This window comes from Tenacibaculum pelagium (assembly GCF_014062345.1).
Classification (GTDB): domain Bacteria; phylum Bacteroidota; class Bacteroidia; order Flavobacteriales; family Flavobacteriaceae; genus Polaribacter; species Polaribacter pelagius.
The window spans coordinates 261,656-284,704 of sequence record NZ_JACGLS010000002.1 but is presented as its reverse complement, the minus strand read 5'-3'; the positions used below and the strand labels follow the sequence as shown (position 1 = coordinate 284,704).

The 23,049-nt window shown below is 29.9% G+C and carries 27 protein-coding genes and 3 tRNA genes; 15 read left to right on the top strand and 15 right to left on the bottom strand.

All coding sequences use genetic code 11. From position 1 onward, the window contains the following. The 5 genes from H3Z83_RS06410 to H3Z83_RS06390 all read right to left on the bottom strand — a co-directional run bounded on the left by H3Z83_RS06410 (nucleotide 1) and on the right by H3Z83_RS06390 (nucleotide 1,574). Nucleotides 1-336 (bottom strand): arsenosugar biosynthesis-associated peroxidase-like protein, encoded by a 336-nt coding sequence (locus H3Z83_RS06410; RefSeq protein WP_182124655.1) that lies wholly within the window; start codon nucleotides 334-336, stop codon nucleotides 1-3. Nucleotides 337-396: 60 nt separating this feature from the next. Then, nucleotides 397-1,104, bottom strand: a complete 708-nt coding sequence (locus H3Z83_RS06405) for a DUF547 domain-containing protein (RefSeq protein ID WP_182124654.1) — start codon at nucleotides 1,102-1,104, stop codon at nucleotides 397-399. A gap of 112 nt (nucleotides 1,105-1,216) precedes the next feature. After that, a tRNA-Leu gene (locus tag H3Z83_RS06400) sits at nucleotides 1,217-1,302 on the bottom strand. A gap of 59 nt (nucleotides 1,303-1,361) precedes the next feature. After that, nucleotides 1,362-1,450: transfer RNA gene (locus H3Z83_RS06395), tRNA-Leu, on the bottom strand. 52 nt (nucleotides 1,451-1,502) lie between these two features. Further along, nucleotides 1,503-1,574 (bottom strand) — tRNA-Gly (locus H3Z83_RS06390). A gap of 176 nt (nucleotides 1,575-1,750) precedes the next feature. Between H3Z83_RS06390 and cyoE the strand changes: the two genes are divergently transcribed. The 10 genes from cyoE (at nucleotide 1,751) to tsaB (ending at nucleotide 9,076) form a co-directional block, all read left to right on the top strand. Continuing rightward, a complete protein-coding gene (cyoE, locus tag H3Z83_RS06385) occupies nucleotides 1,751-2,653 on the top strand; it encodes a heme o synthase (protein ID WP_182124653.1) in 903 nt (300 codons plus the stop codon). Continuing rightward, complete coding sequence (locus H3Z83_RS06380) at nucleotides 2,653-3,237, top strand: cytochrome c oxidase subunit 3 (RefSeq protein ID WP_182124652.1); 585 nt, start codon at nucleotides 2,653-2,655, stop codon at nucleotides 3,235-3,237. Before cyoE ends, H3Z83_RS06380 begins: the two co-directional genes overlap by 1 nt. 56 nt (nucleotides 3,238-3,293) lie before the next feature. Then, entirely contained in the window at nucleotides 3,294-4,277 is a 984-nt protein-coding gene (locus H3Z83_RS06375) for a cytochrome c oxidase subunit 3 (RefSeq protein ID WP_182124651.1), read from the top strand. 19 nt (nucleotides 4,278-4,296) lie between these two features. Beyond that, a complete protein-coding gene (locus H3Z83_RS06370) occupies nucleotides 4,297-4,635 on the top strand; it encodes a cytochrome C oxidase subunit IV family protein (protein WP_182124650.1) in 339 nt (112 codons plus the stop codon). A 63-nt stretch (nucleotides 4,636-4,698) separates the two neighbouring features. Next, a complete protein-coding gene (locus tag H3Z83_RS06365) occupies nucleotides 4,699-5,346 on the top strand; it encodes a hypothetical protein (RefSeq protein WP_182124649.1) in 648 nt (215 codons plus the stop codon). Between the two features lie 5 nt (nucleotides 5,347-5,351). Then, nucleotides 5,352-5,996 (top strand): SCO family protein, encoded by a 645-nt coding sequence (locus H3Z83_RS06360; protein ID WP_182124648.1) that lies wholly within the window; start codon nucleotides 5,352-5,354, stop codon nucleotides 5,994-5,996. Continuing rightward, nucleotides 5,989-6,519, top strand: coding sequence for a DUF420 domain-containing protein (locus H3Z83_RS06355; RefSeq protein WP_182124647.1), 531 nt, complete (start codon nucleotides 5,989-5,991; stop codon nucleotides 6,517-6,519). Before H3Z83_RS06360 ends, H3Z83_RS06355 begins: the two co-directional genes overlap by 8 nt. Further along, nucleotides 6,512-6,724 (top strand): hypothetical protein, encoded by a 213-nt coding sequence (locus H3Z83_RS06350; RefSeq protein ID WP_182124646.1) that lies wholly within the window; start codon nucleotides 6,512-6,514, stop codon nucleotides 6,722-6,724. The genes H3Z83_RS06355 and H3Z83_RS06350 overlap by 8 nt, the downstream gene beginning before the upstream one ends. Before the next feature lie 218 nt (nucleotides 6,725-6,942). Then, on the top strand, nucleotides 6,943-8,304 hold the full coding sequence (locus H3Z83_RS06345) for a TolC family protein (RefSeq protein WP_182124645.1): 1,362 nt from the start codon (nucleotides 6,943-6,945) through the stop codon (nucleotides 8,302-8,304). A gap of 94 nt (nucleotides 8,305-8,398) precedes the next feature. After that, a complete protein-coding gene (gene tsaB / locus H3Z83_RS06340; protein WP_182124644.1) occupies nucleotides 8,399-9,076 on the top strand; it encodes a tRNA (adenosine(37)-N6)-threonylcarbamoyltransferase complex dimerization subunit type 1 TsaB in 678 nt (225 codons plus the stop codon). Here the strand turns inward: tsaB and H3Z83_RS06335 are convergent. The 3 genes from H3Z83_RS06335 to H3Z83_RS06325 all read right to left on the bottom strand — a co-directional run bounded on the left by H3Z83_RS06335 (nucleotide 9,073) and on the right by H3Z83_RS06325 (nucleotide 10,573). Further along, nucleotides 9,073-9,879, bottom strand: coding sequence for a mechanosensitive ion channel family protein (locus H3Z83_RS06335; RefSeq protein WP_182124643.1), 807 nt, complete (start codon nucleotides 9,877-9,879; stop codon nucleotides 9,073-9,075). The genes tsaB and H3Z83_RS06335 overlap by 4 nt on opposite strands. A 61-nt stretch (nucleotides 9,880-9,940) precedes the next feature. After that, nucleotides 9,941-10,294: a DUF1304 domain-containing protein gene (locus tag H3Z83_RS06330; RefSeq protein ID WP_182124642.1), complete on the bottom strand. Its 354-nt coding sequence runs from the start codon at nucleotides 10,292-10,294 to the stop codon at nucleotides 9,941-9,943. Between the two features lie 78 nt (nucleotides 10,295-10,372). Continuing rightward, nucleotides 10,373-10,573 carry a dodecin family protein gene (locus tag H3Z83_RS06325; protein ID WP_182124641.1) on the bottom strand — a complete coding sequence of 67 codons (201 nt, stop codon included), beginning with the start codon at nucleotides 10,571-10,573 and terminating at the stop codon, nucleotides 10,373-10,375. 176 nt (nucleotides 10,574-10,749) lie between these two features. Between H3Z83_RS06325 and H3Z83_RS06320 the strand changes: the two genes are divergently transcribed. After that, a complete protein-coding gene (locus H3Z83_RS06320; RefSeq protein WP_182124640.1) occupies nucleotides 10,750-11,097 on the top strand; it encodes a toxin-antitoxin system YwqK family antitoxin in 348 nt (115 codons plus the stop codon). 103 nt (nucleotides 11,098-11,200) lie between these two features. Here the strand turns inward: H3Z83_RS06320 and H3Z83_RS06315 are convergent, their stop codons facing one another. After that, complete coding sequence (locus H3Z83_RS06315; protein ID WP_182124639.1) at nucleotides 11,201-13,501, bottom strand: M20/M25/M40 family metallo-hydrolase; 2,301 nt, start codon at nucleotides 13,499-13,501, stop codon at nucleotides 11,201-11,203. A gap of 104 nt (nucleotides 13,502-13,605) precedes the next feature. Between H3Z83_RS06315 and H3Z83_RS06310 the strand changes: the two genes are divergently transcribed. The 3 genes from H3Z83_RS06310 to H3Z83_RS06300 are packed head-to-tail and all read left to right on the top strand — an operon-like array spanning nucleotide 13,606 to nucleotide 15,243. Continuing rightward, a complete protein-coding gene (locus H3Z83_RS06310) occupies nucleotides 13,606-14,073 on the top strand; it encodes a CBS domain-containing protein (RefSeq protein WP_182124638.1) in 468 nt (155 codons plus the stop codon). Nucleotides 14,074-14,111: 38 nt separating this feature from the next. Continuing rightward, complete coding sequence (locus H3Z83_RS06305; protein WP_182124637.1) at nucleotides 14,112-14,798, top strand: DUF3592 domain-containing protein; 687 nt, start codon at nucleotides 14,112-14,114, stop codon at nucleotides 14,796-14,798. Next, nucleotides 14,791-15,243: a hypothetical protein gene (locus tag H3Z83_RS06300; protein ID WP_182124636.1), complete on the top strand. Its 453-nt coding sequence runs from the start codon at nucleotides 14,791-14,793 to the stop codon at nucleotides 15,241-15,243. The genes H3Z83_RS06305 and H3Z83_RS06300 overlap by 8 nt, the downstream gene beginning before the upstream one ends. Here H3Z83_RS06300 and H3Z83_RS06295 read toward each other — a convergent pair. Both H3Z83_RS06295 and H3Z83_RS06290 read right to left on the bottom strand, forming a co-directional pair. Beyond that, nucleotides 15,240-15,590 carry a hypothetical protein gene (locus tag H3Z83_RS06295; protein ID WP_182124635.1) on the bottom strand — a complete coding sequence of 117 codons (351 nt, stop codon included), beginning with the start codon at nucleotides 15,588-15,590 and terminating at the stop codon, nucleotides 15,240-15,242. The genes H3Z83_RS06300 and H3Z83_RS06295 overlap by 4 nt on opposite strands. After that, the gene (locus H3Z83_RS06290) at nucleotides 15,580-16,122 is read right to left on the bottom strand and encodes a GNAT family N-acetyltransferase (protein ID WP_182124634.1); all 543 of its coding nucleotides are present in this window, start codon (nucleotides 16,120-16,122) and stop codon (nucleotides 15,580-15,582) included. Before H3Z83_RS06290 ends, H3Z83_RS06295 begins: the two co-directional genes overlap by 11 nt. A 160-nt stretch (nucleotides 16,123-16,282) precedes the next feature. On the opposite strand from H3Z83_RS06290, the gene H3Z83_RS06285 reads away from it, so the two are divergent. Beyond that, complete coding sequence (locus H3Z83_RS06285) at nucleotides 16,283-16,618, top strand: single-stranded DNA-binding protein (RefSeq protein ID WP_182124633.1); 336 nt, start codon at nucleotides 16,283-16,285, stop codon at nucleotides 16,616-16,618. Nucleotides 16,619-16,647: 29 nt separating this feature from the next. Here H3Z83_RS06285 and H3Z83_RS06280 read toward each other — a convergent pair whose 3' ends face one another. From H3Z83_RS06280 to metG, 4 genes are all read right to left on the bottom strand, one after another. Then, nucleotides 16,648-18,774, bottom strand: coding sequence for a Tex family protein (locus H3Z83_RS06280; protein ID WP_182124632.1), 2,127 nt, complete (start codon nucleotides 18,772-18,774; stop codon nucleotides 16,648-16,650). A gap of 44 nt (nucleotides 18,775-18,818) precedes the next feature. Continuing rightward, nucleotides 18,819-19,463, bottom strand: a complete 645-nt coding sequence (locus H3Z83_RS06275) for an RloB family protein (RefSeq protein ID WP_182124631.1) — start codon at nucleotides 19,461-19,463, stop codon at nucleotides 18,819-18,821. Then, complete coding sequence (locus tag H3Z83_RS06270; protein WP_182124630.1) at nucleotides 19,456-20,823, bottom strand: AAA family ATPase; 1,368 nt, start codon at nucleotides 20,821-20,823, stop codon at nucleotides 19,456-19,458. Before H3Z83_RS06270 ends, H3Z83_RS06275 begins: the two co-directional genes overlap by 8 nt. A gap of 150 nt (nucleotides 20,824-20,973) precedes the next feature. After that, the gene (gene metG / locus H3Z83_RS06265) at nucleotides 20,974-23,028 is read right to left on the bottom strand and encodes a methionine--tRNA ligase (RefSeq protein WP_182124629.1); all 2,055 of its coding nucleotides are present in this window, start codon (nucleotides 23,026-23,028) and stop codon (nucleotides 20,974-20,976) included. Nucleotides 23,029-23,049: the final 21 nt, after the last annotated feature.

The window sequence follows — 23,049 nt, the reverse complement described above, 5'->3', positions numbered from 1 at the left end:
TTACATTTCTAATTTATTCACTTTGTTCATCATTTGAACTCCGTGTACTAATGTTGCGCCACTTTTTATAGCTGCACCAACATGAATGGCTTCCATCATTTCTTCTTTGGTAATTCCGCGTTGCAATCCGTCTTTAGAGTAGGCATCAATACAGTATGGGCATTGTTCTGTATGTGCAACAGCTAAAGCAATTAACGATTTTTCGCGAGCTGTTAAAGCCCCTTCTTCAAATACTTTTCCATAATAATCAAAGAACTTGTTTCCAAGTTCTTCGCTCCATTCTGTTATCTTTCCAAACTTACGTAAGTCAGCAGGATCGTAATATGTTTTAGACATTTGTTTTATTTTCTAGTTGAAAGTAAAAATACTAATAGTTTACTAAAATAACTACGTTACTTACTTTCCATTTAAACTCCAATTATATTCTAAAAAGCTAATTTTAGCATTCTTGTCAATTTTAGTATTCGAATATTTGTTTAAAAAATCGATTAAAGAACCTTTTTTGGTGAAATCTCCTTTAAACCATTCGAATATTTTAGATAATTGTACTTTTTTGCCTGAAATTTTATTTCTAGTTGGGTCATTGATGAATTTTTTCATCAGTTCTTTTGTTTTGGTAGTGTAATTAGCTTCAGAAAAAGCAAAATTTCCTAATTGCGGACATGAACCTGATGCGCAATTTACACCAACGTGAATTTTTGGATCATTAAAATCTTTTCTTAAAATTTCGTGCTCAATATGATTTAAGGTGTAAGCTTTTCCTCCAACTTTTGCAAAAGGAATATTCCAAGCATCCTTTCCTTTCTTTTTAATTTTTAAAATACTTTTTAAAGGATAGTTGTCAAGTATTAACTTTATAGTGTATGCATTATAGGCGTTAACCCAAAAAGCTTTTGTTTTTGAAGCAGACCAATTTTTCTTTGGAGAAGTTGTATTTAAATACTCTAAATAACTATCTAGTTTAGTTTCATCTTTTTTAAAGGCTTTGTAGTTTACATTTCCTTTAGTATCAACATGTTTTTTTAATAACGAATTAAGGGTTGAGGTTTGACTAAAAGTGTTTGTGAAGAAAGTAATACAAACTATTAAAAATATCTTTCGCATGTTTTTTGTTTTAAGCTGATAGTATAGACGTTAATTTAAACAATACATTACAAAGAATATTCCAAAAGTATATAAAATAAAAAAGCCTTAACAAATAAATGTTAAGGCTTAGTACTGAAGGCGGGACTTGAACCCGCACGGGCATTACGGCCCATTGGATTTTAAGTCCAACGTGTCTACCAATTCCACCACTTCAGCATGGTATATCTTGTTTTGACTTTTTTAAAAATAAGCCTCGCTAATAAAAGCGAGGCTTGTGGTACTGAAGGCGGGACTTGAACCCGCACGAGCATTACGGCTCATTGGATTTTAAGTCCAACGTGTCTACCAATTCCACCACTTCAGCATATTTGATTAAAAATAATCAAATCTTGGTATATTTTTAAAGAAAGTCTCAGAGCGAAAGACGGGATTTGAACCCGCGACCCCCACCTTGGCAAGGTGATGCTCTACCCCTGAGCTACTTTCGCGTAGTCAAAAATTATTTTAATGAACTTGTGCATTACTGCGAATGCGGGTGCAAATATAACACCATTTTTTAAATTGCAAAACAGTTTTTAATTTTTTTTCTCTTTTCAATTAACATCAAAATATATGGTCATTACATAAGAAAGAAATATCTTTGCAAAAATTTTTAAAATAAGAAGTGGATTCTGTTTCACCTGCACATACTAAACCCTCTGTTAAATCACTCTTTAACGATTTTAAACAACTAACTAAAGTTGGTTTATCGGTAAGTGTTGTGTTTACTTCTATTACAGGTTACTTATTAGGAGCTGAAACAATAGACTATACTACTGTTTTATTATTGGCTATTGGTGGATATTTAATGGTAGGAGCATCGAATGCTTTTAACCAAGTAATAGAGAAGGATATTGATGCTGTGATGCAACGTACGAAGAATCGTCCGTTACCAGCAGGTAGAATGTCAACCACAACAGCTTTAATTATAGCCACAATTTTTACCATCGCTGGTATTGCAATTTTATATGCGATTAATCCTAAATGTGCATTGTTTGGTGCAATTTCTATCTTTTTATATACAAGTGCTTATACACCACTAAAGGCGGTAACTCCTTTGGCAGTGTTTGTGGGTGCGATTCCAGGAGCAATTCCTTTTATGTTAGGGTGGGTTGCTGCAACTGGTGAATTTGGTATTGAAGCTGGATTTTTATTTATGATTCAGTTTTTTTGGCAGTTCCCACATTTTTGGGCAATTGGTTGGTTGCAGTTTGAAGAATATAACAAAGCAGGATTACACATGCTTCCTATGGATAAAAAAGATAGAGGAGCTATTGTGCAAATAATTTTTTACACCTGCATTATGATATTAATGTCTGTTGCTCCAGTATTAAAAGTAACAGGTGCGTTTTACATTTATCCTTTAACAGCAGTTATTGTTTTGTTATTAGGAGTATTGATGTTGTATTACGCGTTTAAATTATATAAAACACAAGAAAACACAGATGCAAGAAAGTTGATGCTGGCAAGTGTTTTTTATATTACAATCGTACCAATAATTTATGTGGTAGATAAATTTTTACACTAATGAGTGAACAAACTTTACAGGAAGAATTAAAAGCAGGAAAGCAAAAGTCAGCAAAACCAATGTTATGGGTTGCCATGATTAGTATGGTAATGTTTTTTGCAGGACTAACAAGTGCTTACGTTGTAAGTATGAAACGTGAAGATTGGATTACTTTCGATTTACCACAAGCTTTTTATATTAGTACTATAGTAATTGTATTAAGTAGTATTACATTATTAATTTCTCGAAATTTTTTAAAGAAAGATGATTTAAAGATGTCATTAATCTTTTTACTAGCAACTTTAGTGTTAGGATTAGGGTTTGTATGGTATCAATATGTAGGGTTTTATGAGTTAAGATCTGGAGGATTATATTTTACAGGACCAGAAAGTACTGTATCTACATCTTTTATTATAGGAATAACATTTATGCACGTTTTACACTTGTTAGCAGGGGTAATTGTGCTATTAGTAGTAATTTATAATCATTTTAAAAAGAAATATTCATCGACCGATATGCTTGGGTTTGAACTAGGTGCAATCTTCTGGCATTTTGTGGATGTTTTATGGATTTATCTATTTTTCTTTTTCTATTTCATAAGATGATGAAAAATGCGTAATTTTGGCGCACTGTTTTAACAAAAATTAACAATAAGAGATTTATGGGAGCAAATATTGCTGTAAATTCTGACAACAAAGAGACCTGGGGCGGAGGTGGTGCAAAACCATTTGGCGCTAGTTATGGTAAAATGATGATGTGGTTTTTTATCGTATCTGATGCATTAACCTTTTCGGGGTTTTTAGCAGCGTACGGTTTAACACGTTTTAAATTTATTGATTCTTGGCCAATTGCCGATGAGGTATTTACTCACTTTCCAGGATTACACGGTGTACACGCACCAATGTACTATGTAGCATTAATGACATTTATATTAATTGTATCATCAGTAACAATGGTGTTAGCAGTTGATGCAGGTCATCAAATGAAACAAAAGAAAGTTGCTTGGTATATGTTTGCAACGATTATTTTCGGAATTATTTTCGTTGGTTCTCAAGCTTGGGAATGGAAAAACTTTATCAATGGTTCTTATGGTGCTGTTAAAACTAGTAATAACCACATTTTACAGTTTGTAAAAGATGGTCATCAAGTTGCTTTGGCAGATTTTATTCATACTGATAGAAAGGATGATAGAATTCACCATACTCGTAATAATGGATTATGGTTTGATCAAGAACCAGCTATTTCACAATATTCAGTAGCTCAGGTTAAAGAAGCTTTTAAAGCAGATCCTTCTTTATTAATTAGAACAGAACAATTAAATCCTGAAACTAAGCAAAAAATAATTTTATCAAGAGAAGAGAGTTTAGCTAAATTACCATTAATAACAAAGGTTGTTGAAGGAGCTAACTTAAAAGAGAATGAGTACGGAAATCCTATTTTCGCTGATTTCTTTTTCTTTATTACAGGATTTCACGGTTTTCACGTAATATCAGGTATATTAATTAATATTATCATTTTCTTTAATGTTGTATTAGGTACGTATGAGCGTAGAGGGCATTACGAAATGGTTGAAAAAGTAGGTTTATATTGGCACTTTGTAGATTTAGTTTGGGTATTTGTATTTACCTTCTTCTACTTAGTATAATCAAAAAACGATATTAAAAATGGGTCACGCACACGAATCGAACACAAAAAGAATTTGGATTGTACTAGCAATCTTAACTATAGTAACAACTGTTGAAGTAGCATTAGGTATTGTTAAACCAGACTCTTTACACTTACACGGATGGGGTACTAGTTGGTTAAATTGGATATTTATTATCTTAACAATTGTAAAAGCATATTATATTGCTTGGGCTTTTATGCACTTAGAAGCTGAGAAAACTTGGTTTAGAAGAGCAATTGTTTGGACAGCAGTATTCTTAATTTCTTACTTATTATTCATTGTATTAATAGAAGGAGATTATTTACATGAAACATTAGCGCCATTAGTAAAATGGTAATTTTATAAAAATTTGAAAAAAGGTGGTTTTAACCACCTTTTTTTATCTTTAATTTGTAATAAAATGAAGATTTCAAACAAACATATTGTATTATTTGCACTGTTTATTGTGCCTTTGTTATTCTACATATTCTTATCACTTGGTATTAATAATTTTGCAAAATTACCGGTGTTAACAAAGAAAGTAATAGATGTTTCTGCGATTAGTAAAAAACATCAGTTTGATAGAAAAATATCGATAGTAACCTTTTTAGGAAATGATATTGATGTAGCAAAAGGTGAGTTGTTTAACTTAAATGAAAAAATATACAAACCTTTTTACGACTTTAAAGACTTTCAATTAATAGTTATTGCACCTAAAGGAACTGAAGAAGAAGTTGAAAAGCTTCAGAAAAAATTAGGTGAGTTTACCAATATGGTTCGATGGAATTTCATTTTTGCTAGCGAAACAGAAATTAAAGTGTTATTTGATTCTTTTAAAACAGGTGGCTCTTTAGATAAAAATCTACATTCATCAAAAGCTTTTATTATCGATAAGGATACTAACCTAAGAGGAAGAGATGATGATAAAGATGCTTTTGAAGGAAAGATGTATGGTTATTTAATGACATCGGTTGCTGAATTGAAAAATAAAATGAAGGACGATGTAAAAGTAGTTTTAGCAGAATATCGTTTGGCATTAAAAAAGAATAACGCAGATAGACAAATTTAAGAGAGATGAAAAAGAACTATTCATACGTCGGTATTTCGTTTATAATTTTATTGTTTGGGATCTATTCGGTACCAAAAATTGTAAAACACTTTCAGAAATCAGATTTACATAAATTTACTAAAGTTCCTTCTTTTGAGTTTATTAATCAAGATGGAAAAACGATTACAAATAAAGATTATGAAGACAAGGTATATGTGGTAGAGTTTTTCTTTGCTACTTGTCCAACTATTTGCCCTATTATGAATGCTCGTATGGTAGAAGTACAAAACGAGTTTATGGGAAATCCTAACTTCGGAATAGCTTCATTTTCTATCACACCAGAAATAGACATCCCAAGTCAATTAAAAGCATACGCTAAGCAAAATGGAATTAACCATAAAAATTGGCATATGCTAACAGGAAAACCTGAAGATGTTGTATATGATTTATCAAACGAAGGTTTTAAGTTATTTGCAGGAAAAGGAGAAGTTTCTCACGGAGGTTTCGAACATTCAGGTTTGTTTGCTTTAGTTGATAAGGATGGATATATCCGTTCTCGATATGATGAACATGGAAACCCCATAATGTATTATAGAGCCTTAGACGAACACGGATTTGGACATCAAATTAAAGAATTAAAACAGGATATTAAGTTATTATTGAATGAGTAGCATGAATACTGAAGAAAAAAAGTATAAAAAATTTATTACAATAGTATCTATTGTAATCCCTTTAGCTGTGTTTGGATTGTTTTTTGTTAAAATACCGAATGCAGAACCTTTAACATTTTTACCTCCAATTTACGCAAGCATAAACGGTTTAACGGCAGTATTATTGGTTGCTTCTGTAGTTGCAATTAAAAAGGGTAATAGAAAATTACATGAGCAATTAAACACAACGGCTATTATTTGTTCAGCTTTGTTTTTAGTAATGTATGTAGCCTACCATATGACTTCTGACTCCACCAAGTTTGGAGGTGAAGGAATAATAAAATATATATACTTATTTATTCTTTTAACGCATATTGTGTTATCTATAATAGTAATTCCTTTTGTGTTAATTACGTTTATGAGAGCACGTTTAGGTAAATTTCCTGAACATAAGAAAATAGCTAAAATTACTTTTCCTTTATGGTTGTATGTAGCTATTACAGGTGTAGTGGTGTATTTAATGATATCTCCTTATTATGTTTAAGAAACTGTTCTCAATAATATTATTATTTTTTGCTGTAAATGCCTCTGCGCAATGTGCCATGTGTAAAGCAGTAGTTGAAGGAGGAAACGAAACAATTGCTGAAGGTGTTAATAACGGAATTACGTATTTAATGGTGTTTCCATATATTTTAGTAGGCTTGCTTTTCTATTTTATTTATCGTCATAAAAAGGGAACTAAAAATTAACACTTCAATAAGAGAATTTTTTTGTAACATATTCTACTTTTAGTCGTCATATAAAAACAAATAAAAATAATTGTTCGGTTTTGTACTTAATAATGTTCAAAATCAAACAGTTAAAAATATTTTTATTTTCGTAATCACCTGTTATGTAAGTGATTATGTTTTGTTTCTTTTTTTGGAACATGAATTGACTAACAATAACGAACAAAAAAATATTTGTCTTGAAAACTAAAATTGTATTACTCGCAGCTTTGTTTACTTCATTAGCTGGTTTTTCTCAAAAAAAATGGACACTTAAAGAATGTGTTGATCATGCGTTGAAAAACAATATTACCGTTAAACAAAATCAATTAAATGTAGATCTAGCTGAGAAGGATGTAGCTATTGCTAAAGGAAGTTTCTTACCCGATTTAACAGGTTCAGTTTCTCAAAGATTAAACTTTGGATCTTTTATTGGTCAAAGTGGAGCAAGAATATCTAGAGATACAAGAGGTAATAGTTTTGGATTAAACTCAAATACTACTTTATTTAACGGATTTAGAAATTTAAATACTTATAAGCAAGCACAACTTGGTGTTGATGGTGCTAAGTTAGATTTAGAGTTTATAAAAAATGATATATCACTAAGAGTAGTTAATACTTATCTGAATGTATTATTTGCAAAAGAAAATTTATCTGTAGCTGAAATACAAGCAGAGATTAGCAAAAAACAAATTGATAGAGCAAAAGCACAGTTTGAAGCTGGAGCAATACCAAAAGGGGATTTATTAAATGTACAGTCTACAGCTACTAATGATCTTCAAAATGTAGTTACACAGGAAAATGGTTTAAATTTAGCTTTATTAAATCTATCTCAACTGTTGCAAGTTTCAAGTCAAGATTTTGATGTAGCTAAAATAGAAGTTGGTTCACCTTCTGCCGCATTATTATACAGTGATTCAAAAACTGTTTATGAAAAAGCACTGACAAATAGGCCAGAGATTAAAAAAGCAAAACTAAACTTAACGAATGCTGATTTGAATGTTGAAATAACTAAGAGTTCATTTTTACCTTCATTGTCTTTTAATGCAGGAGTTAATACTTCTTATCAAACAGTTTTAGGAGAGAAAGATATTATAATGTTTCAAAACCCTGATGGAACAATTGGGTCGAGAACTAATAGGTTTTTTACTCAGTTAAGTGATAACTTAGGGTATGGGTTTAGTTTAAATTTAAATATTCCAATTTTTAATCGTTTTCAAACTAAAAACAGAGTTACAAAATCGATAATAAATAAAGAGCAGAGTGAGTTTACTTTAGAAAGTGAAAAGCTTAAACTAGAGCAGCAAATTGAAACATCATTCTTAGATGCTAAAGCGGCAGCTAAAACGTATGAAGCTGCTGAGATTTCGTTAGAAGCACAAAAAGAAGCCTTTAAAAATGCGCAAGTAAGCTATGATTACGGTTCGATGACTCAATTCGATTTCGATCAAGTTCGTAACCGTTTAGTAAATGCAGAAGGAGCAATGATTAGAGCAAAATACGATTACGTATTTAAAACAAAAGTATTAAAGTTCTACTTCGGTGAGTCGATAGTAGATTAGTAATAAAGATTTTATTGTTGTTAAACCTCGTTAGATTTTATTTAACGGGGTTTTTCTTTATAATGTATCTTTGCCTCATAAAAATAATTTCAGTTTGGCAACAATCTTAAATATAGAAACAGCAACAAAAAACTGTTCAGTTAGTTTAGCAAAAGACGGAGTAGTTTTAGCAATTAGAGAGTTAAATGATGGAAACTATTCACATGCAGAAAAGTTACATCCATTTATTCAAGAAATTTTAGATGAAACAAAGATTAAAACGAGTGAGCTAGATGCTGTGGCAGTTAGTAAAGGTCCTGGTTCTTATACAGGTTTGCGAATTGGTGTTTCGGCTGCAAAGGGTTTGTGTTTTGCTTTTGATAAACCATTAATTTCTATTGAAACATTAACTTCATTATCTCATGCTATTTCTGTTGAAGAAGGTTTAATAGTGCCAATGTTAGATGCTCGTAGAATGGAAGTGTATTCTGCAGTTTATAATTCTAACTATTCGCAAATAAGAGAGATAAAGGCTGAAATAATTGACGAAAATTCTTTTAAAGAAGAGTTAGAAAAAGGAAAAGTGTATTTTTTAGGAGATGGTGCTGAAAAATGTAAAGAAACATTAACTCATAAGAACGCTAATTTTATTGATGCTAAATTTCCATCAGCAAAAGAAATGGCAGTTTTAAGTTACGATAAGTACAAAAAAAACGACATCGAAGATGTCGCTTATTTTGAACCTTTTTATTTAAAAGATTTTGTGGTTACTCCACAAAAAAAGAAAGTTTAACCTTCTTTCTGAATTTCAACAGAGTGTGGATATGGTATTTCAATTCCAGCCTTATCTAAGGCTAATTTCACGTTTTCTGTAGTTTCAAAGTATACATCCCAGTAATCTGCTACATTAGCCCAAGGTCTAACAGCAAAGTTCACTGAGCTATCTGCTAATTCAGATACATTAACTGAAGGAGCAGGATCTTTTAATACTTTCGGATTAGAAGCTAAGACTTCCATTAATATCTCTTTAGATTGCTTAATATCTGCATCATAAGACACACCAAAAGTTAAATCTACTCTTAATTTACCTTCAGCAGTATAGTTAATGATGTTTCCGTTAGATAAAGTTCCGTTTGGAATAATGGCTAATTTATTACCAGGAGTATTTAAATGAGTAGTGAAAATTTGGATTTCTTTCACTACACCAGTTACACCCTGAGCTTCAATTAAATCACCAATTTTAAAAGGCTTAAAAATCATAATTATTGCACCACCTGCAAAATTAGATAATGAGCCTTGTAAAGCTAAACCAACAGCTAAACCAGCAGCACCAATAATAGCAGCAAACGAAGTTGTAGCAACTCCTAGCTGTGATACAACAGTAACAAATAATAATGCTTTTAACGACCAGCTAATTAAATCGCCTAAGAATTTTTGTAAAGTGATGTCTACACCACGTTTACCCATAATTTTTTTAGAGGCTCTTACTATAAATTTTATAGCAAATAAACCAACAATTAAAATAGCTAAAGCTGTTAATACTTTAGGTGTGTATTCGATTAATAAGTTTTGAAATGTATCTAAATACTCTTCCATGTTTAAGTTTTAAAAAATTAATAAATTGTTATAGTAGTGTTAGTTTTTAAAACGCCGCAATTTACCATAACAAAAGTGATAATCCAATTAAAGAAGGGATAGATTGAATAAAGAAAATTCTTGGTTTTTTAGTAGAGTAAGCACCGTAAACTCCGGCAACAAATACGCAACCTAAAAAGAAAATTGCTACGTCTGTTTTTTGCGATAGCATAGACCAGATTAATCCAGCTGCTAAAAAACCATTATATAATCCTTGGTTTGCGGCAAGAACTTTCGTCTCATCAGCAAATTCTTTAGATTTTAAACCAAAAGTTTTTATCCCTTTAGGTTTTGTCCATAAAACCATTTCTAAAACAACGATGTAAATGTGGATTATTGCAACTAAGCCGATGAAGATATATTGTAATGTGTTCATGTAATTTTTTATAAATAGTAAACGGTTTTGATTAGAACCAAAACCGCTTGATAGTAGTTAAATTTTATACTGATAAGCTTACTTTACTTCAAAAGTAACTTTTAAGTTTACTCTAAATTCTGTAACATCATCACCATCTACAACAGCACTTTGCGATTGTACAAATACTGATTTAATGTTTTTTACTGATTTTGAAGCCTGTTTTACAGCTTTTTTTGTTGCATCTTCCCAGCTTTTATCTGAGTTAGATAATACTTCGATAACTTTCATTACTGCCATAATAATTTTTTTTAGTGGTTAATACCTTGTAAATATAACGATTTTTATGCGGTTTATTTTTATTGCTGAATTCTAATAAAAACCTCAATGTTAAATTAATGTTACGTAAATGTTTCAAATATGTAAAATTATTTATATATTTGTAATATAAGTGTTAACCCTATAAAGTTTTAGATATGAAGAAATTAATAATAGCTGCTTGTATTTTATCAGTATCGTTATTACAAGCTCAAAATACAGAACCAAAGTTTGAAAAGTCAGGAGATTTAGTAAAAGCTACTTATTTTTATAAGGATGGTAAAGTAAAAGAGCAAGGTTTCTTTAAAAATAAAAAATTAACGGGAACTTGGACTTCTTTTGATGTTAAGGGTAATAAAACAGCAATAGCTCATTATGAAGCTGGGAAAAAAGTTGGTAAATGGTTTATGTGGAAAGAAGATGGGTTAAAAGAAATAGACTATGCTAATAATACAATTGCTAGTGTACAAACATGGAAAGAAGAAACTAAAATGGCAATTAAGTAAAAGATTAACATTTTTAATAAAATAAAAAAAACCAGAAAATTTAATTTTCTGGTTTTTTTGTGGGTAAATCTTAATCAAAAAAGTATACTTTATATTTCTGCTATTAGAACTTAATTTTTTTAGAACAAATAATTGCATCATTTACTACAAAAGGCATAGGCATCATAGTTTCATTTCTTGGCTTTAAGTTGAATTTTGGATTTGATAATAAATCGTAAGAAATTTCATTTAATGTAATATCTGGATTTTCATTTTTATTAATCGAAAATGAAATAGTAACATCTTTATCAGAATTTGCCATTTGATAAATAAGTAGGGTTCCTTTATCAGCAATAAAAGATTTTCCCTCATCGTAACAAGCTCCATTAACACTAAATTCATTCATAGTAATAGGAGTATTGTTTTGAAATTCGTACCTGTCTATTTTTCGAGTAGGAGTTATAGTAAAATTCAAATTTCTTTTACTACCAATTATAGTATCTAAATTAATGATGATATTTGAAGTGTTTAAGTTTTTATTTTCAGCTTTTTTAGAATGGCTAAAACGGGTGTTATACTTGCTTTTTCCTTCGTTAAAAGGAATATTACTCTCTTCGTAACTATCATTAAATATTTGATTAGTATAACTATCAAAAGTCTTGTTATAGGTTGCCCAATACGACGTATTACTGTCTGAATTTTGAACAAAAACAAGGCTGTTTGGTTGTTTTTTGTCTATTGAATATCCGCTATTAAAAGTTGCTAAACCAAAGAAGGTGAAAGAAATTAATCCGACTAAAAATTGCCATTTGTTTTTTCTTTTTTGTTGATGAAAAACAGGTAATGTAAACCCAAAAACTAAAACAATAAGAACCGCTGAAACGAATAATATTTTTAAACCTAATGCAACTGGGAATAATTGTATCATTGGAGCAATCATAAATATTGTAGGAATAGAAATAACTGCAAATAAAGTTGCTTTTGACTTTTTCCGAACTTCCATAAAAATTAAAATAGCTAAAATTAATAGGGAAGCAAATACAGGTATAATAAAGAAACCAGCACCTGGTAAATACTCATATATCAAATAATTAATTATTAACGAAATGAAAATTGGAGCAATAAATAAATCTGTAGTTTTTTCATCTTTAAAGTAGTTGTAAACTTTAAATAAAATCCAAATGTTTAAAAAGATAAAAGCAATAATATATTGATATCCGTTGTAAGTAAATCCATGCAAAATATCAGAATATTGTGGGTGAACTAATAAAATTAATTTCCATAACCCGAAAGATATTCCTGTGCAAAGAACTAATGAAATTATATAAGGAATGAATCCTTTAAATATACCTTGAACGGTGATTTTTTGACGAGAAACCCCTAAGAAAACTAACACTAAAAATATACCAATCGCGATTAATAACATTGGTAACACCCATGAAAAAGGATATATTAATAGCTTAATTAAAGGGAAGTTTACATAGATATAATCTTCATTACTATTTAAATCAGATAAATCAGTATTTGAAAAATAATTTAAAGAACTAGTGAAATAATCAGCTTGATGCATTAAGGTTTCTTTATTTAACCTTTCATACGAATCTTGTGCTGTATGGTAATCGAAATGATCATCAATAAACGCAAAATTGAATCCGTTAATGTTTCCTTTTTCTCTAAAAACAGTTAAGTCAGTATCATTTGGTAACTTTTTGTAGATACTGTACATTAACGAGTTTGCAGCAGGATAATTAGGATTAGCATTTAAAAACTCAGTCAGTATTTTTTTGTTCTTACCATTAGTTTCCATCAACATATAGCTTGAACCACCGCTACCTCTTGCTTCAAAGTTTATCACCAAACCGATGTCTTTAGCCCATGGGTGTTTTTCAACAAAAGCTTGAGCACCTAATAAACCCAACTCTTCTGCATCAGAAAAAAGAATAATAATATCGTTTTTTGGTTGTGTGTTTTTCGCTAGAAAAGCTCTAATTCCTTCTAAAATAGTTACAACACCCGATCCAGCATCACTAGCTCCTAATGAAGAATGTGGATTGGAGTCGTAGTGTGTAAGTACTAATAAAGCTTTCCCGTTTTCTGCTCCTTTTATCTTAGCTACAATATTTTCAGTTGTAGTACTTGCTCTCCATTTTTTGTTAATGGCAGTTTGAACTTGAATTTCGGGATGTAATTGTAGTTTTTTTAATTCATTAACAATATAATCTTGTACAACCTTGTGCTCATCAGATCCAGAATGATGAGGTTTTTTAGATATGTTTTTTAAATGATATAAGGCATTATCAAGAGAAAAATCAGTTACTGCTAGTTTCGTATCATTAGTTGGAATTGAAGGAATGATACTGTTAAAACTCCAATAAACTGTTAAAATTATAATTATAACAGCTAGGAAATTGTTAGTTGATTTCATAGTTAATTTTAAGTGATTATAAAAGTAAGTAATTTTATCTTTTTAAGGTGTAATAAATTTAATCGACTAAAAATCAGTATATTTAATAGCTAATAATTATTGTCATGGGTATAAAAAGCTTTCAAGGAAAACGATCTAATTCACCAGAAAAGAAGAGTGAATTGATTTTAGTGTCAGATTATATGACTAAAAATTTAATCACTTTTAAAGAGAATCAACCGATTGAAGACGTTATTGATTCGTTGATTAAAAATAAGATTTCTGGCGGACCAGTTATCAATGATAAAAATGAATTAATTGGAATTATTTCTGAAGGAGATTGTATGAAACAAATTTCTGAAAGTAGGTATTATAATTTGCCAATGGATACAAATAATACTGTAGGTAAAGCTATGATTAAGCAAGTTGAAACGATTGATGGAAATATGAATATTTTAGATGCAGTTAATAAGTTTTTAGAATCAAAAAGAAGAAGGTTTCCAATTGTTGATAACGGTAAACTTGTAGGACAAATTAGTCAAAAAGACGTATTGATTGCTGCAATGAAACTAAAGGGAAATACTTGGAAATAATTTTATTATAGCTTAAATTGTTTAAGTTTGTGCTTATTATGTACAAGCAATCTCTACTAAAAAAAAGACTAATTATTGGATGCATTTTTTTATGTATTTCATTTGGTGTGTATCGTTATAATAAGTTTTTTAGAGAAAACGCAAATAAAACTATTGGCGTTATTGTTGATTACGACACTAGTGTTCAGGATGACGGAAGTATTAAAAAGTTTCCAATATTTGAATATACTTCAACTAAAGGTAATATTTACCAACATAAAGTTATAGCTTCTAGAGATGAAGTAATAGTAGGTGATAGAGATGTAGTTTATTACGATAAAGATAACCCAGACAAAGCTTTAATTGGGGATTCTAATTTTGACTTTTTTAGTTTTATATCACTAGCTATTGGTCTTGTACTTTTGATTTCCTATTTTTTTGTGTTAATTAAAAATAGTTTGAGTAATGCCAAATTAATGAATCTGAAATTAACAGGTAAAAAAGTTATAATTCCTCACGACAAGGTATTTACAGTAAGATTTTATAGCGATGATTCAGTTTATTATAAAATTTTCACACAATTAGATGATGTTAAGAATAATAAAGTACACCTTTTTAAAAGTTTAAAGCTAAAAAATGATCCTAAAGACGAAATCAAAAGAAAAAACATTGCGTTGTATTTAAATACTAATAACTACAAAAAATATGAAATTGATCTTAATTTTTTAAACGAGTTTAATGGATAAATTAGAAAAAAGGATTGCTATTCCTTTTACTCTTATAGGATTTTTTTTGTTATCTATATTATTTCTGTTGATGAATAATGATGATAGTACATTTTTTATTGTCTTTACCTTACTAGGGTTAGTTTTTTTAATAATTGGATTGTCAATTATTTTTTATAGTTTTAAAAGAGAAAAAAAGACAAAAAAAATAATATCAAAAGGAAAGAAATTATATTTTGATTCAAGCTCAATAAAAGTAAAGCAGTTTGATGAAGGTAATTTTTTATTAAAAATAAAATATCAAGACCCAGTATCTAATGACACTATTTTATTTGAGAGTATAAGTTTGCCTTATAACCCACAAGCATTTATAGAAAATAAAAAAATTACAGTTTATCACCTTAGAGGAGATGTTACTCAATACCGTATTGATATGTCTTTTTTGCCTAAACTAATAAAATACTAATCCTGCTTAACCAATAAATACATTTCATTTTCAAGTTCTAGATAGCCTTGATCATATACATAAAAATAGGTGTTACCAGTTTTTGTAGTATAGATTGATGTGATGAATTTAAAGTCAAAACCTTTGTCGAATAGTTTTCTCCTTGTAATTTTTGTTTTTCCTGTAGTATTTAGTTCTGTGAGAACTTTATAGTTTTTACGTAAACGATTATTAGTGTTTCTAATTAGGTTTTTACTTTCTTTGTTTACTTTATTATTAAAAGCATTTCTACAATAGTCTGAACAGAATTTCTTATCAATTCTACCTACAACTTTGTCACCACATTCTAAACACTTCTTAGTTTCCATAATCGGATTTATTTAATTCATACCAATTAACTTTCACTTCTTTATAAGTAAATTCATTTACAAATTGTAACCCTATCTTACTAAGAATTTTATTAGAGCCAATATTGTCAATATCTGCTGCACCATAAATGGTATCGTAATTCATTTGATTGAAACCATACTCTAAACAAGCCACAGCAGATTCATGTCCGTAACCTTTTCCCCAGTACTTCGGAATAAAACGATAACCGATATCAATAAAATCTTGATGTTCGTTTAATTTTTCTTTCTCTCCAGTATTAAATTTTAAACCAGACCAACCGATAAAATTACCAGATGATTTTTCAATACAAGCAAAACGACCTATACCAAATTCTTCATATTGAGTTCTGATAAATTGAATATTTATTAAAGCTTGCTCTTTAGTTTTAATAGGATTCTTGCCTAAATACTCATGAACTTCTTCGTTTGAATCTAGTTCGAACATTCCATCAATATCTGATTCGAATATTTCTCTTAAAATTAATCGTTCGGTTTCTAAGTAAAATTTCATAGTTAATTGTTTGAAATCAAAGGTACTAAAAATAAATAAACGATTACATTCATTTACAATCGAAAACAAACATTTAATAATCGATTAAAGTTTGATTGCTGTTTCATCTTTGCAATGTCAAAACGAATTGACGAATTATAAATCATTTAAAACTTATCTTATGAATACGTTAAGAAACAAAGTACAATTAATTGGAAACTTAGGAAACAGCCCAGAAATTATCACTTTAGATAGTGGTAAGAAATTAGCTAAATTTTCAATCGCTACGAACGAAAGTTATAAAAACTCACAAGGAGAAAAAATAACAGATACCCAATGGCATAATATAGTAGCATGGAATAAAACAGCAGAAATTATAGAAAAATATCTTGAAAAAGGAAGCGAAGTAGCTATAGAAGGAAAATTGACTTCTCGGTCTTATGAAACCTCTGAAGGTGAAAAAAGATACATAACAGAAGTAGTTTGTAATGAATTGTTAATGTTAGGAGGAAGGTAAACTAAAAGAGCCGCAAATTGCGGCTCTTTTTATTTATAATTCATAGAAAGTTGAATGCGTTTTCTGTTAACATCAATTTCCAAAACTTTTACAATTACCTGCTGATGTAAAGCAACGTGTTCATTTACATCTTTTACAAATGTATTAGCTAAGTTAGAAACGTGTACTAAACCACTTTCTTTAATTCCGACATCAACAAAACAACCAAAATTGGTAATGTTGTTTACAATTCCAGGTAATAATTGCCCTTCATGTAAATCGGTAATGGATTTAATATTTTGATTAAAACTAAAAGCTTTCGCTTTTTTTCTTGGATCTAAACCTGGTTTTTCTAATTCAGAAATAATATCTTTTAAAGTTGGTAAACCAACAGTATCGGTAATGTATTTATTTAAATCAATTTGTTTTAGTTCGGAAGAATTACCAATTAAATCAGAAATATTTTTACCTACATCTTTAGCAATTTTTTTTACTAACGGATATTGTTCTGGGTGAACAGCAGAATCATCTAAAGGATTATCGCCATTTTTAATTCGTAAAAATCCAGCTGATTGTTCAAATGCTTTTCCACCTAATCGAGCAACTTTTTTAATGGTTTTTCTATCAGAAAAAGAACCATTTTCATTTCTGTAAGTAACAATATTTTCTGCTAATTTCGGACCAATACCTGAAACATAACTTAATAAAGAAGCACTTGCAGTATTAATATTAACCCCCACTTTATTTACACAATGCTCTACAGTAGCATCTAACGATTTTTTTAATTTTGATTGATCAACATCATGTTGATATTGCCCTACACCGATTGATTTCGCATCAATCTTTACCAATTCGGCTAACGGATCTGCTAATCGACGACCAATAGAAACTGAGCCACGGACAGTAACATCGTAATCAGGGAATTCGTCACGTGCAATTTTTGAAGCTGAATAAATAGAAGCCCCTGCTTCACTTACCACAAAAACTTCAATTTCATTTTTAAAATGAATACGTTTTATTAATTGCTCAGTTTCTCTTGATGCTGTTCCATTTCCAATTGCAATCGCTTCAATTTTGTATGCATCACTAAGAGAACTAATTTTCTTAATAGCATCGGTATCTCTATTTTGAGGCGGATGTGGGAAGATTGTTTCGTTATGTAATAAATCTCCTTGTTCGTTTAAACAAACTATTTTACAACCTGATCTAAATCCAGGGTCAATCGCTAAGATTCGTTTTTCACCTAACGGAGCCCCTAATAAAAGTTGTTGTAAGTTTTTTGTAAATACACCAATTGCTGCTTCATCAGCTTTTTCTTTAGCGATGGATAATGCCTCGTTAGAAAGCGATGGATATAATAAACGCTTATAAGCATCTGCAACTGCCAATTCAATTTGTTCCGCACATTTGTTTTGAGAACGAATAATTCGATCTTCCATTTTTTGAAGCGCTCTTTCGTTGTCTATTTCAATTTTTACACGAATAAAGTCTTCACTTTCTGCTCTTAAAATTGCTAATAACCTGTGAGAAGGAATGCGACTTAAGTTTTCTGACCAATCGAAATAGTCTTTAAATTTTTGAGCCTTTTCATCTTCCTTTTTTGATTTAATTATTTTTGTTGAAATCGTAGCAAAACGTTCTAATTGATAACGGATATTATTTCTGATATCAGTTCGTTCATTAATCCATTCTGCAATAATAAAACGAGCACCTTCTAATGCTTTTTCTGAGCTTTCTACTTCGTTAGAAGTATATTTAGAAGCAGTGTAATCTAAATCGTTTATACGCTGACTCATGATCATTTTCGCCAAAGGCTCTAATCCGTTTTTACGAGCAGTTTCGGCTTTGGTTTTACGTTTCTTTTTATATGGAAGGTAAATGTCTTCTAAAGTAGTAAGATCGTCAGTTTTATCTATTTTTTGTTTTAAATCACTAGTAAGAACATTTTGCTCTTCTAATATTTTTAAGACACTTACTTTTCTTTTTTCTAAGGCTTCAAATTGTTCTTTTAATTGAACTATTTGCCCGATTTCAATTTCATCTAAATTTCCTGTTTTCTCTTTTCTATATCTTGAAATAAACGGAATGGTACAATCTTCATTTAATAATTCAATAGTGTTTTGAATTGACTTTTCAGAGATTTGAGAACGAGAAGTTATGTAGGAAATTAGGTGCATTTCGTTTGTTATAGTGGTAAAAAAGTGTAATTTTTAAATTAAAGTTAATCCGATGAATAGTTTAATAGTTCTTGAATAAGTATATAGACCTTGCTGTTTTTTTGATTTGGGATTATTCTAGATGTGTTAACATCAGAGTTTTTACATCTTTCAATAGCTTTTTTGATAATTGAAATATCTATAAACTCATGAGGATAATTAAAGCTTTGAATATTTCCAAATTCTTGTTTTATCTCACTAGATTTAGTTGAAGAAATTTTTGATAAATCATCAATATGTGCCCATAGCCAAACTTCAAAGCAATAATTACTAATATATACCCCAGAATTTTGGAGTTGATTAGAAAATTCGATTAATTCATTTATATGTTCTATTGGATGTTTGTCGTAGTCTAATACAAAACGAAATTTATCATCTGAATCAGGAGTAACAGAAATATTTACAGGTGGGTTGTTAATAAAGGATTGAACTCTTTCTTTTATTTTTAAAGGTGTGTTTCCTTCTACGCCTGTATCTTCTTCTAAAATATGACAAACAAAAGCCTTTTTTTTATCAATTAATTTTTCATTAAAAGCTTCAAAATAATTAGGTTCTTTGCTTCGCCCTTCATAAACTATAAAGAATTTTGTTGCATCTTCTGTAGGTTCATTTTTATTATAATCTTCATAGCAATATTTTTTTCTATTCATTTGATATTGTTTCAAGTTTAGAAAAATCACCTAAGAAAGGAATGCCACCATATCTCCCTTGTAAGTATCCTTTTCTAATGTCTTTATCTTCTCTAGGTTTAAACTTACTTAAAGGATAAAACTCAGTACTTCCATTCTTTTTTTTCTCAGCAAACCAAATTTCATCTTGTCTAAAAAGCTCAAAATCTAATAACTGACTTTCGTGAGTTGTAAAGATTAATTGATTATTTTTTGTGATTTTTGTAGAAAATAATTTGATTAATTCTTTAACAAGAATTGGATGCATGCTTCTTTCAAGTTCGTCAATTATGAAAACAGCATTGTCGTTATTTATTAATTGATCAAAAATAGGAGATAATTCAAACAACCTATTTGTACCATCAGATTCTTCATTAAAATCAAATAATTCATCAGATAGATAGTGCTTTGTTTTTAATAATGAAACGAAGTAATTACCTTTATGCTTTTTAAAAGCATGATATTCATTTCTTCTAGAAAAGGTAACTATCACATCTTCTTCGTTAAAATAATCTTCACTAGCGATTCCTTCTTCAAGCCTTTCAATTAAATCATTTTTAAAATCTTCTTCTTCATAACTAAAAAAAGTATCAGCACTGATTTCTTTAATTTCTAATTTTTCTACACCTGTTTCTGCATTGTTTAAAATTTCTGAAGCAAAATTATGAGATATTTTTCCGGTTAAAATTGAAGCTGCATAGCCTAAATCTATAGAGTCTGGACGAATAATATTAATTTCAGAGAAAGCTTCATTGATTATATTTAAAAGGTTATTATTTTTTACTCTATTATGAGAAGCATTTAAAACGGTTTGATTACTTTTTAATTCGTTGTTTAAAAATTCTTTAATGTATGAAATACTTTTTTCCGAAAAAGAAGTTCCAAAATTTATATTTTCACCCTTTCTATTAAAAAGTAGTTCTTCTTGATTTTTTTTTATAGAATTTATCTTATATAACCATTCTTCTGTTATTTTCCCTTTGTGAATTTCAACTGCATAATCGAAATGAATATCTTTATATACACATTCAATTCTAAAAGTTGTTGGAAGTTCTTTGTATTCTTTATCTAATCTAAAACGTTTACTTATTGGAATTAAATTTTCATTAGGCTCAGTATAAATAACTAAATCCTTTAAGTATTCAATAGCTTTTATTAAATTACTTTTACCTGAAGCATTGGCACCGTATAAAGCGGCTGTTTTTAAAATATTTACACCTGAAGTTGATTTATGTACATGATTTTCATGTTTCATATACCCATTTCCTTTTCCTGTTAGCATATTGAATTCTGTTTCTTCTTTAAAAGACATAAAGTTACTGACAGTAAACCTAATAAGCATAATTTCGATTTTTTCGTTATTGAGCGAGTAAATTTAATTAAAAAATAACTAAAATCAGATTATTAAGTGTTTTTTAACGAAAAAAACGAAAAAATAAAATAACCTCACTTAAAAAGTGAGGTTATGAATATACTAAAATGTTGTTTTTATCTAAGAAATAAACTCTCCGTTATTCACCTCGGTAGAAGGTTGTACAAAGGCTAATTTTCCATCAGGAGTATCGGTCATTAAAATCATTCCTTGGCTTTCTATACCCTTTAATTTACGAGGTGCTAAATTACAAACTACTGATACTTGCTGACCAATAATATCTTCTGGTTTAAAGCTTTCAGCAATACCAGAAACAATAGTTCTTTTATCAAGACCTACATCAACAGTAAGCTTTAATAATTTTTTAGTTTTAGCTACTTTTTCAGCTTCTAAAATAGTACCTACTCTAATATCTAATTTAGTAAAGTCATCAAACTGAATTGTGTCTTTTTGAGGCTCGATTACTTTGTTCGCAGCTTCGTTTGCTAGTTTCGTAGCTTCCAACTTTGCTAACTGCGCTTCAATCGTTTTATCTTCTATTTTTGAGAATAATAATTCAGCTTTATTAATTTGATGATTATCAGAAATTAAAACATCTTTTTCAGATACATCTTCCCAAGATAAATCAGTATCAATATTTAAAATTGATTTTAATTTAGTTGAAGTAAACGGTAAAAAAGGTTCAGATAGAACAGCTAATGCAGTTGCGATTTGCAATGCTACATTCATAATTGTTTTTGTACGTTCCTCATCAACCTTAATTACTTTCCAAGGTTCTTCATCCGCTAAATATTTATTTCCTAAACGCGCTAAATTCATTAGTTCTTGAGAAGCTTCTCTAAAACGATAGCGCTCTATAGATTTTGCGATTGTATCTGGAAACTGTTTTAAACTCTCTAATGTTTCTTCATCAATTTCTGATAAATCTCCAGCTGCAGGAACTTGTCCGTCGTAGTATTTGTTTGTTAAAACAACCACACGGTTTATAAAGTTTCCGAAAATAGCAACTAACTCACTATTGTTTTTAGTTTGAAAATCTTTCCAAGTAAAATCGTTGTCTTTACTTTCAGGTGCATTTGCTGTTAAAGTATAACGCAATACATCTTGTTGATCAGGAAAATCTTCTAAATATTCATGTAACCAAACTGCCCAATTTTTTGAAGTAGATAATTTATTTCCTTCTAAATTTAAAAACTCGTTGGCTGGTACGTTATCAGGCAAAATATAATCACCATGTGCTTTTAACATTGATGGAAAAATCAAACAGTGAAATACAATATTATCTTTACCAATAAAGTGTACTAATTTTGTGTCGTCTTTTTTCCAGTAATCTTCCCAGTTTTTACCTTCACGAGCTGCCCATTCTTTGGTAGCAGAAATATAACCAATTGGGGCATCGAACCAAACGTATAACACTTTTCCGTCTGCTCCTTCAACAGGTACAGGAATTCCCCAGTCTAAATCACGCGTTACTGCACGAGGGCGTAAACCATCGTCAATCCAAGATTTACATTGACCTAAAACATTAGGTTTCCAATCGTGTTTATGACCTTCAACAATCCACTCACGTAAAAAAGCTTCGTGTTTGTCTAAAGGTAAAAACCAGTGTTTTGTTTCTTTTAAAGTAGGAACATTTCCAGTAATTGCCGATTTAGGATTGATTAAATCTGTTGCGTTATGACTTGTTCCACAGTTTTCACATTGATCACCATAACTCTCTTCGTTTCCACATTTTGGGCAAGTACCAATAACAAAACGATCCGCTAAATATTGATTTGCTTCTGCATCGTATAACTGCTCGGTAACTTCTTCGATAAATTCTCCATCGTTATATAACTTGGTGAAAAAATCAGATGCAGTTTTATGATGGATTTCTGAAGATGTACGCGAGTAATTGTCAAAAGAAATACCAAAATCAGTAAAAGATTTTTTTATAATTCCGTGGTATTTATCAATAATATCTTGTGGAGTAACACCTTCTTTTTTTGCACGCATTGGTATCGCAACTCCGTGTTCGTCTGAACCACAAATGTAAGCTACATCTTTTCCTCGTTGACGTAAATAACGCGCGTAAATATCTCCAGGAACATATACCCCAGCTAAATGACCAATATGAATAGGTCCGTTAGTATAAGGTAATGCAGCTGTAATTGTATATCTTTTCGGTGTACTCATTTTTATTTGCTAAAATTAAAG

What these genes read in the sequence shown, in the direction of transcription:
- H3Z83_RS06380 (WP_182124652.1), top strand. Translation starts at nt 2,653, where the DNA reads ATGAGTGAACAAACTTTACAGGAAGAATTAAAAGCAGGAAAGCAAAAG.
- H3Z83_RS06350 (WP_182124646.1), top strand. Translation starts at nt 6,512, where the DNA reads ATGTTTAAGAAACTGTTCTCAATAATATTATTATTTTTTGCTGTAAAT.
- H3Z83_RS06270 (WP_182124630.1), bottom strand. Translation starts at nt 20,823, where the DNA reads ATGCTTATTAGGTTTACTGTCAGTAACTTTATGTCTTTTAAAGAAGAA.
- H3Z83_RS06355 (WP_182124647.1), top strand. Translation starts at nt 5,989, where the DNA reads ATGAGTAGCATGAATACTGAAGAAAAAAAGTATAAAAAATTTATTACA.
- H3Z83_RS06300 (WP_182124636.1), top strand. Translation starts at nt 14,791, where the DNA reads ATGGATAAATTAGAAAAAAGGATTGCTATTCCTTTTACTCTTATAGGA.
- H3Z83_RS06365 (WP_182124649.1), top strand. Translation starts at nt 4,699, where the DNA reads ATGAAGATTTCAAACAAACATATTGTATTATTTGCACTGTTTATTGTG.
- H3Z83_RS06410 (WP_182124655.1), bottom strand. Translation starts at nt 336, where the DNA reads ATGTCTAAAACATATTACGATCCTGCTGACTTACGTAAGTTTGGAAAG.
- H3Z83_RS06370 (WP_182124650.1), top strand. Translation starts at nt 4,297, where the DNA reads ATGGGTCACGCACACGAATCGAACACAAAAAGAATTTGGATTGTACTA.
- H3Z83_RS06405 (WP_182124654.1), bottom strand. Translation starts at nt 1,104, where the DNA reads ATGCGAAAGATATTTTTAATAGTTTGTATTACTTTCTTCACAAACACT.
- H3Z83_RS06330 (WP_182124642.1), bottom strand. Translation starts at nt 10,294, where the DNA reads ATGAACACATTACAATATATCTTCATCGGCTTAGTTGCAATAATCCAC.
- H3Z83_RS06375 (WP_182124651.1), top strand. Translation starts at nt 3,294, where the DNA reads ATGGGAGCAAATATTGCTGTAAATTCTGACAACAAAGAGACCTGGGGC.
- H3Z83_RS06280 (WP_182124632.1), bottom strand. Translation starts at nt 18,774, where the DNA reads ATGCACCTAATTTCCTACATAACTTCTCGTTCTCAAATCTCTGAAAAG.
- H3Z83_RS06325 (WP_182124641.1), bottom strand. Translation starts at nt 10,573, where the DNA reads ATGGCAGTAATGAAAGTTATCGAAGTATTATCTAACTCAGATAAAAGC.
- H3Z83_RS06320 (WP_182124640.1), top strand. Translation starts at nt 10,750, where the DNA reads ATGAAGAAATTAATAATAGCTGCTTGTATTTTATCAGTATCGTTATTA.
- H3Z83_RS06335 (WP_182124643.1), bottom strand. Translation starts at nt 9,879, where the DNA reads ATGGAAGAGTATTTAGATACATTTCAAAACTTATTAATCGAATACACA.
- metG (WP_182124629.1), bottom strand. Translation starts at nt 23,028, where the DNA reads ATGAGTACACCGAAAAGATATACAATTACAGCTGCATTACCTTATACT.
- H3Z83_RS06290 (WP_182124634.1), bottom strand. Translation starts at nt 16,122, where the DNA reads ATGAAATTTTACTTAGAAACCGAACGATTAATTTTAAGAGAAATATTC.
- H3Z83_RS06275 (WP_182124631.1), bottom strand. Translation starts at nt 19,463, where the DNA reads ATGAATAGAAAAAAATATTGCTATGAAGATTATAATAAAAATGAACCT.
- H3Z83_RS06285 (WP_182124633.1), top strand. Translation starts at nt 16,283, where the DNA reads ATGAATACGTTAAGAAACAAAGTACAATTAATTGGAAACTTAGGAAAC.
- H3Z83_RS06315 (WP_182124639.1), bottom strand. Translation starts at nt 13,501, where the DNA reads ATGAAATCAACTAACAATTTCCTAGCTGTTATAATTATAATTTTAACA.
- H3Z83_RS06360 (WP_182124648.1), top strand. Translation starts at nt 5,352, where the DNA reads ATGAAAAAGAACTATTCATACGTCGGTATTTCGTTTATAATTTTATTG.
- H3Z83_RS06305 (WP_182124637.1), top strand. Translation starts at nt 14,112, where the DNA reads ATGTACAAGCAATCTCTACTAAAAAAAAGACTAATTATTGGATGCATT.
- H3Z83_RS06295 (WP_182124635.1), bottom strand. Translation starts at nt 15,590, where the DNA reads ATGGAAACTAAGAAGTGTTTAGAATGTGGTGACAAAGTTGTAGGTAGA.
- H3Z83_RS06310 (WP_182124638.1), top strand. Translation starts at nt 13,606, where the DNA reads ATGGGTATAAAAAGCTTTCAAGGAAAACGATCTAATTCACCAGAAAAG.